Genomic DNA, 6650 nt, shown 5'->3' on the forward strand with positions numbered 1-6650 from the left:
TGTTGCTGATCTTGATCGTATCGGATAAAATTGAACGTCACGGATGAATCCTTACGCTATACAGGAGTTTCTGCTAGATAAGGTCTACGTCATGTGAGTTCTCTGTCGATGTTTCTTGGACAGGCTCCGTAGGAGCCTGTATGTAACGGGAGGTCTGGCTCAGAATAGGTGGAACACGCCCCGTCGAGATCGGGTGGGCAGGCCGATCACTCGGTCGATACGAGCAAGATGTTTTGGTCTCTCGGACTCACCTGCTGCTATGGCGTTTGGAACGAGCTGGCACACGCTCCTCGACGAATGTGACGCCCTCGACGATGAGGCGACACTGGTCACTCCTCTCACCGAGACCGAGTTTCGTATCACCGACATCCAAGAGCACCGCATCGTGATTACGGAAACTGAAACGGGTGACGCACGCCCTCTCCAACGCGATCAGTTCGCGACCCTCGCCGAGCGGATCACTGACGCTGGCGGTACCTTCCAGCTTCAGCGTCTTCCGCCCGATGCTGAACCCTATGCAGCCGTGTTGAGTCTGCACCCTCGCTACGAGTGCGACAGGCGAGCCGAGACGCTCACCGAAACCGACGAACCGACGACCTCCCAACTCATCACTGGGACCTCTTCGTCAAGCGACGACGACCAGGATCGGAGCGAGCCCGATCTCGACGTCTACGCGGATATGCTCTTGCTGATCGATACGCTAGAGCGTCACGATCCCGCTACGTTCGACGAGTGGGAGACGCCAGTCCTCATCAACCTCTACACGCTGCTCTCAGACGTCCAACGCAACGCAGGCGATCTCCGCACGGAAGTCCGTGAAGTTCTCCTCGACCGCCTTCACCACGATCAGCCAGTTCACGGTCAGTATGGTTCGGTCCAGCGGACCACCCGGCGCAACCGATCGCTCAAGGACGATGACAAAGTGCTCCGCGTCCTCGAGGAGGAAGGTATCGCTCGCGAACGCGTCATGGCCGTCGATCGCGAGAAGGTCGACGAAGCGCTCGACGTCACTGAACTCTCTGAGTCTGCCGTCTACAAGATCGACGAGCGAGAGTATGTCCGCAAGGCCGACGTCGACGAGGAGACCAAAGAGAGTCGGCTCCAGGGGCTGAAAGACCAACTCGCGTTGAGTGATGAGCCCGAAGCCGAAGACCTCCGTGAGGAAGTCGATGCACTCGAGGACCGAATCGAGGAGCTGACCGAGTTCAGTCCGGGCACAGAAGTTAGTACACGCTCGTAACCATCGACCACTGTGCGTACTCAGGTACCGACAAGTAGGCCGGAATACCGGACTCTGCCGGAATCGATGCCGTGAAAGAGGTTATTCGTCGTCGGGCTCAGGGTCGTTATCCTCTCCACGAACGAACGCGGGTTCCGCTGTCGCAGTGGACTGTTCGTGTTCTGGGGTTGGCCCTTCGAGAAGGGCGCCGAAGTCGTCGACCTCGTCGTACTGCTCTTGGTAGATCAAGGCAGCTTTCCCGTCTGGGGTGACCTCGTACAGCCCAGAACGTTCCGCTGGTCCGATTTTCCGAACGAGGCCGTAATCCTCGAGTACGGGCAGCCGCGTGTTGATGTTCTTTCGACTCTTCCCCGTGTGTGATTGCAGGTTTGTCGCGACGTTGCGGCCTTTCTCTTCGAGTGCTTCCAGGATCAGGAAGTCCGTTGGTTGTCTGAGTTTCATGAAATTAGGTTAACACTCAATGCTACATATCTCTTCTGGCTAGACACGTCCCGGGGTATCGGTCGGCTGAACCTCTCTCCTCAGACCGTTGTACTCGCTACTCGGTGTCGCCATTTGACCGTGCCTCGAGATGCTCTTGTTCCCATTCGTAGCGGGCTTGGAGCTTCTCGTACCCCTCACCAGTAATTGCGTAGTAGTTCGTCCGCCCGTCGAGTTCCCCCTTTTCGATATATCCTTCGTCGACGAGGTCGTCCAGATTCGGGTAGAGTCGTCCGTGGAGGACCGAGCGATCCTGCTCGTTTTCGACTTCGCTCATGATCTCACTCCCACTCGGCGTCTCCATTCCACTGAGGACGACTAACAGGTCGCGCTGGAATCCGGTCAGTTCAACTAACATACACCCCGCTCGTTCCTCCACCACTAAATACGCTTGAGTTCGTCCGAAACAGGAGACCGGGTTTCATGGACTCCCTGAGCCCTCAGCATTCATCTGATCAAATCACCCCCTCTATGGAGCAGCACGGAGTCGTCTGAGTCCATCGGGGCTGCTACTTGCTGTCGACCCTGGGTGTTCATCCGTGAGAAAGGCTTAATACACTATCCATAGAACATGGATTGTGATGTCCGCTGAAAACCACGTCTCTCGCCCACCGGATCCAGAAGAGACGTTCAACGATCTCCTCTCGTATGCCGAGCTCCTTACGACGCCACAGCTTGCTCGGCTCTATATTCATGTGTTGAAGCATGGGCCAGTCACGATCAACGACCTCAAAGACGATCTCGAGATGGCCCATTCAACGACCTACAAGTACGTTGGACAACTCGAGGAGATGGGCATCGTTAGACGAGACGAAGACGAGACTCCCACCACAGTCATCGCGACACCGCTCACGCTCGAGATGGACGGGCCCGATGGTGAACTCCTCGCGACTCCAGCCATGATCGACGCCATTGGGCGGCAACTCGAAAACGACGATATCCGCGTCTTCATCGATCGGCAGGGAGTCGCCAAACTCGCTGCAGCTGTTCATTATACCCGCCGCATCATGGATGGGGAACTCTCCCAGCGAACTGCTGCAACCAAACTCGATGTCCATCCAGTCGAGGGAATGACCGTCTTCACTGCGCTGCAGGACGTTCTCGAGGAGGCAGCGACATACGATCCCTATCTTGATCGTTCCGAGTAATGGCAGGTGAATCGATTCCGAACGATAGTATCGTCGTGATCGATAGTAGCGTGCTGTTCGCGATGGGCGGGCCCTCAAACGAGAAGTACCAAGCGTTCGAGCGTCACGTCCAACACCAGCATCTCACCGTTCGCGTTCCCCAACAGGTCGCTGAAGAACTGGGTGAAAGTCCGGATGCATACGTCTACCAGCGCGATCGGCTTAAGGCGGCACAGGATGCTGGATGGTTAGAACCCGGTCAGATTGATTTCACGCTGTCTGGGGTCTCCACTGTCGTCGACAAAACCCGACGTCGAATGGGTGCTCTCTCAGCAGACGATGTGACCGAGGACGATATTGAGAAGACGGATACGATTCTCGCGGGACTGGCGTATCAGTACACAGTACAGAACGATACCCACGTCGCCGTCCTTGTGAGCGATTCGATTGCTGAACAAGCTATCGCGGATGCACTCGCTGCAGCGGGGGTTGAAGATCGCGCAACGGTCGTCGAGGGACGGCGGTTATTGCAGTCTCTCGTAGACTGATAACGAACGCGGAGGACGACTCCGATTACTACTGTCACCGCTCTCTGAGGAAGTGAAAGCCGGTCGAGACTGTGTCTTACTGATCACTCACGCGTTTGGTGTGAGAGGCTGATGCATCGATGTTCGAGGGAATCGAGACTCCCTCCACAAGCCCTCGACCGCTCGACATCCCGCGACTCGCTGCGCTCCTCACTCCGTTGCGGTGCTTGCCGAGCGAGAGGCACCGCTCTCGTCGCTCTCCGCTCACTGGCTCGCGGAGACGTCGTCGGGGGACGACCGAGACGGTCTCGCCCTGTGTATCCACCAGGCGGAGGGATCGAGAGCTGGCAGCCCTCGAGATGTCCGACCGATGTATTCGAACCGGCACGCCCCGCTCGCCGCGTGCCACCCTCCGCGTCGCTCGCGACCGACCATTCCGGGCTGCTCGCTCCCTCCGGAGTCGGTCGCTGCGCTGCCGGGCTAAAATGGATGTGGTTTCGGCGCCAGCGCTTCACCCGTTCGGGTCCTGCGGACCGCGGCTTCGCCGCCCGCGACGGACGTGGTTGCGTCGCGGCGAACGGGGAATGCGCTGGACGCTCGCTCGGGCGGGTCGGCGCGCGGTGCTGGTTGGGTCCCCTCCTAAGGCGCGCTCTCGCTCGCGCCCAGGGGCGCTCGCGAAGGCGCAAGCGAGAGCGCGCAGACGAGTCTGTCGGACGGTGACGTGCGTTGAAAACCGCGATGTTAGTGCATCGCGGTGTCGGGCGCGTGAGCGCCTTCAGGATCGTGTGATCCAATGTCTAGTACCAACCCAAGCGACAAGGACGTTTCGGTCGATGAACAGGCGGACGAACAGAAGGGCGGACGAGCGGTCGATGAGGACGAGTTCGAGGTCGTCGATGAGACGCCGGAGTTCGCGGCGTCGGTCGATCAGGAGGTCAACACGAAAGTCGAGACCGAGCACCCGGAGACGGTGGTCGGACGGGAGGAGAACGAGTACGGCCACCTGCCGTTGGCCCAAGAAGAGGAGATCCGGGCTCGAGAGGAAGAGCTCGATCGGATCAGCGCGAAAGCGGCGTTCGGCCAGCAAGAGGGGCGTGAAGAGCGCACCCGGGAGGTCGTCGTCGAGCAGCGTCGTGAGCGGCGGATCGAGCGGATCGATCCCCGGTCGGAACTCGAGCGGACGGAGGTTGCAGCGGTGAACACACAGTCGGTGCGGATCACGGAGAGCGTGCGCAGTGGGCCAAGCCGGGCGGCAGTCAGCCGTGGGCTGGCCGAGAAGGTCGAGAAGGGGAAGTCGGTGATCGACGCGACCCTCGAGCAGATGGACGAAGTCAAGGCTGAAGCAGGGACGATCGTGGACATCGCGGACGTGCCGGAGGTCGAGACGGGCGAAGTGGACGTGGAAGGCGAGATCATCGAACTGTGGAAGCCCTCGAAGCCGTCGATCCAGCAGGTGGGCCTGATCGCGGACGACACGGAGAAGATCAAGTTCACGGTCTGGAAGAACTCCTACCAGACGAAGGTCAGCGAGGGCGACACGGTGCGATTCAGGAACGTCAAGAAGAACTGGCACAACGACAGGTGCAACCTGGCCGTGACCGGGTGGAGCCGGATCGAGTTCCCCAAGCACGGCCGGTGGTGGGCCGACGAGTAGCGGAGACTCCTCTTTTTTTGCGTGTCCGACCACACGCTCGCTGCGCTCGCGTCCTCCCCATCCTCCTCCCTGCGGGGCGCACTGGTGCGCGCCTCCTCGGTCGTCCCTCGCGCGTTCAGCGCGCTAAAGCACGCTTTCATCGCGCGCCACCGCTCGGCAGACGCGCAGGGAAGTGGCGGGTGGACCCGCTTTGGAGAGAGTGGTCGTGAGAGCGCACCGCCCGGTGGCGTTGTTCGACCCCGCGAGAGGGGTGGAGGATTCCAGAGATGGCAGATCAACCAGACGCCCAGCCAGAGGCGGTCGTTGTTGAGTTCACAGCCGAAGACGATCCGCAGTTTTCGAAACCCGATCACGATCCTCACGGCGAAGTGCAGGCGCTTGCGGCCCATTCTGGAACGCGGTGCGACAGCTGCGGGACATACGGGCAGGTGCCGACGGCGGCGTGCGACGAAGCCATGATCCGAGACGTTGATCTCGTCTGCTCGACGTGTGGGTAAGCTCGACGAGACACGACTGGTCGATGAACCGAACAGGAGTGACACGACAACGCAGCCACCCGGTGGCGTTGTTCGACCCCCCGGAGGGGTAGCGGGTTTCAGAGATGTCGATACAGAACTCAGTCAGTCGATTCGCGACGGCACAGGCACTCGAGACAACCGAAAGCATCGACGCGCGATTCGAGGCGTGGGATTGCGAGCAGGGAAGCATCCGTCAGTGGGCATTGGGGCGACGGAAGTGTGTCCTCTCGTTAGTTCGATTCTTCGAGGAGGAAATACAAGAGGGGATACTGTCGACGCCGATGGAGGTGACGATCGCGCCGACGTCGCTGTACCAGCCGTCGCCGAGCTGGCGCGAGCGGATCCGTGGAACGTACCAAGTGGGAGTGTACCCGAACGCGAACCCGGACTGGGGAGAGATCGAAGCGGAAGTCCCAACGTTGGAGGAAGCACTTGAGGTTGCCGAGGAAGCGTGTGCCAATCTCGAGGATCAGCACGAACTACTGACAGCAGGAGAGAGGAGGACGGACCTGGTGGTAGTAGCGTCACGTGGCCCGAAGCCGATCGTCTGATCGCGGTTCCGGGAGAGAATCAGTCGAGGTGATGCGAGTTTTCGGTGGATCGGTGGGACCCTCACCGTTGAGGTAATAGGACACGGTGTGTCACAGCTTGGTTCAGATACTGGTAGTCAACCAGACGATCGCATAGCACAACGGCTGGTTGAGCAAGACGAATTTGCGACTGATCTGAATGCGCGAGGGTACACGGATGTCCTCGTTCTCCGGCGAGAGAACGGACGAGATGTTCTTACTGAGAGCCGCCTTGGATTACTCCAGTACCTCGATCAGCATGGTAAGAACATTGCATCGGTGAGTGACCTCGCGGGCCGACTGGATCGAGACAAAGGCGCAGTAAGCAAAGACCTTCGTTGTCTTGCCGAATTCGACATTATCGAGTATCGCGGAGAGGGAGATGGTGAAGCAAAACGACCGGTCTTGATACTGACGGCTAAAAGTTCATAGAGTTCGAGTCAGTAATGGCCGTATGGCCAATCTGGAGAACGTCTCTACCGAAGACCTCCGCCAGATCTTGGCGGAGGTCGATGACGGTGCAGCAGTACAGCGG

Annotated in this window: 9 protein-coding genes; 7 read left to right on the plus strand and 2 right to left on the minus strand. The window is 59.4% G+C overall.

Annotated elements, in window-relative coordinates:
- The first annotated feature begins 259 nt into the window (after positions 1-259).
- Positions 260-1240, plus strand: a complete 981-nt coding sequence (locus LCF40_RS22590; protein WP_224830384.1) for a DUF7983 family protein — start codon at positions 260-262, stop codon at positions 1238-1240.
- An 81-nt stretch (positions 1241-1321) separates the two neighbouring features.
- Here the strand turns inward: LCF40_RS22590 and LCF40_RS22595 are convergent, their stop codons facing one another.
- Both LCF40_RS22595 and LCF40_RS22600 read right to left on the minus strand, forming a co-directional pair.
- Positions 1322-1681, minus strand: a complete 360-nt coding sequence (locus LCF40_RS22595) for a winged helix-turn-helix domain-containing protein (RefSeq protein WP_114579235.1) — start codon at positions 1679-1681, stop codon at positions 1322-1324.
- 97 nt (positions 1682-1778) lie between these two features.
- Positions 1779-2078 (minus strand): PadR family transcriptional regulator, encoded by a 300-nt coding sequence (locus LCF40_RS22600; RefSeq protein ID WP_224830385.1) that lies wholly within the window; start codon positions 2076-2078, stop codon positions 1779-1781.
- Between the two features lie 223 nt (positions 2079-2301).
- Here LCF40_RS22600 and LCF40_RS22605 point away from each other — a divergent pair, with 223 nt between their 5' ends.
- The 6 genes from LCF40_RS22605 (at position 2302) to LCF40_RS24005 (ending at position 6547) form a co-directional block, all read left to right on the plus strand.
- Complete coding sequence (locus LCF40_RS22605) at positions 2302-2868, plus strand: DUF7437 domain-containing protein (RefSeq protein ID WP_114579237.1); 567 nt, start codon at positions 2302-2304, stop codon at positions 2866-2868.
- The gene (locus LCF40_RS22610) at positions 2868-3395 is read left to right on the plus strand and encodes a PIN domain-containing protein (protein ID WP_224830386.1); all 528 of its coding nucleotides are present in this window, start codon (positions 2868-2870) and stop codon (positions 3393-3395) included. The genes LCF40_RS22605 and LCF40_RS22610 overlap by 1 nt, the downstream gene beginning before the upstream one ends.
- A gap of 772 nt (positions 3396-4167) precedes the next feature.
- Positions 4168-5028: a DNA-binding protein gene (locus LCF40_RS22615; RefSeq protein WP_224830387.1), complete on the plus strand. Its 861-nt coding sequence runs from the start codon at positions 4168-4170 to the stop codon at positions 5026-5028.
- A gap of 266 nt (positions 5029-5294) precedes the next feature.
- A complete protein-coding gene (locus LCF40_RS22620) occupies positions 5295-5525 on the plus strand; it encodes a hypothetical protein (protein WP_224830388.1) in 231 nt (76 codons plus the stop codon).
- Positions 5526-5629: 104 nt separating this feature from the next.
- Complete coding sequence (locus tag LCF40_RS22625; RefSeq protein WP_224830389.1) at positions 5630-6097, plus strand: hypothetical protein; 468 nt, start codon at positions 5630-5632, stop codon at positions 6095-6097.
- Between the two features lie 87 nt (positions 6098-6184).
- Complete coding sequence (locus LCF40_RS24005; RefSeq protein ID WP_465269292.1) at positions 6185-6547, plus strand: HVO_A0114 family putative DNA-binding protein; 363 nt, start codon at positions 6185-6187, stop codon at positions 6545-6547.
- Positions 6548-6650: the final 103 nt, after the last annotated feature.

The sequence above is a fragment of the Saliphagus infecundisoli genome (assembly GCF_020177375.1).
GTDB lineage: Archaea > Halobacteriota > Halobacteria > Halobacteriales > Natrialbaceae > Saliphagus > Saliphagus infecundisoli.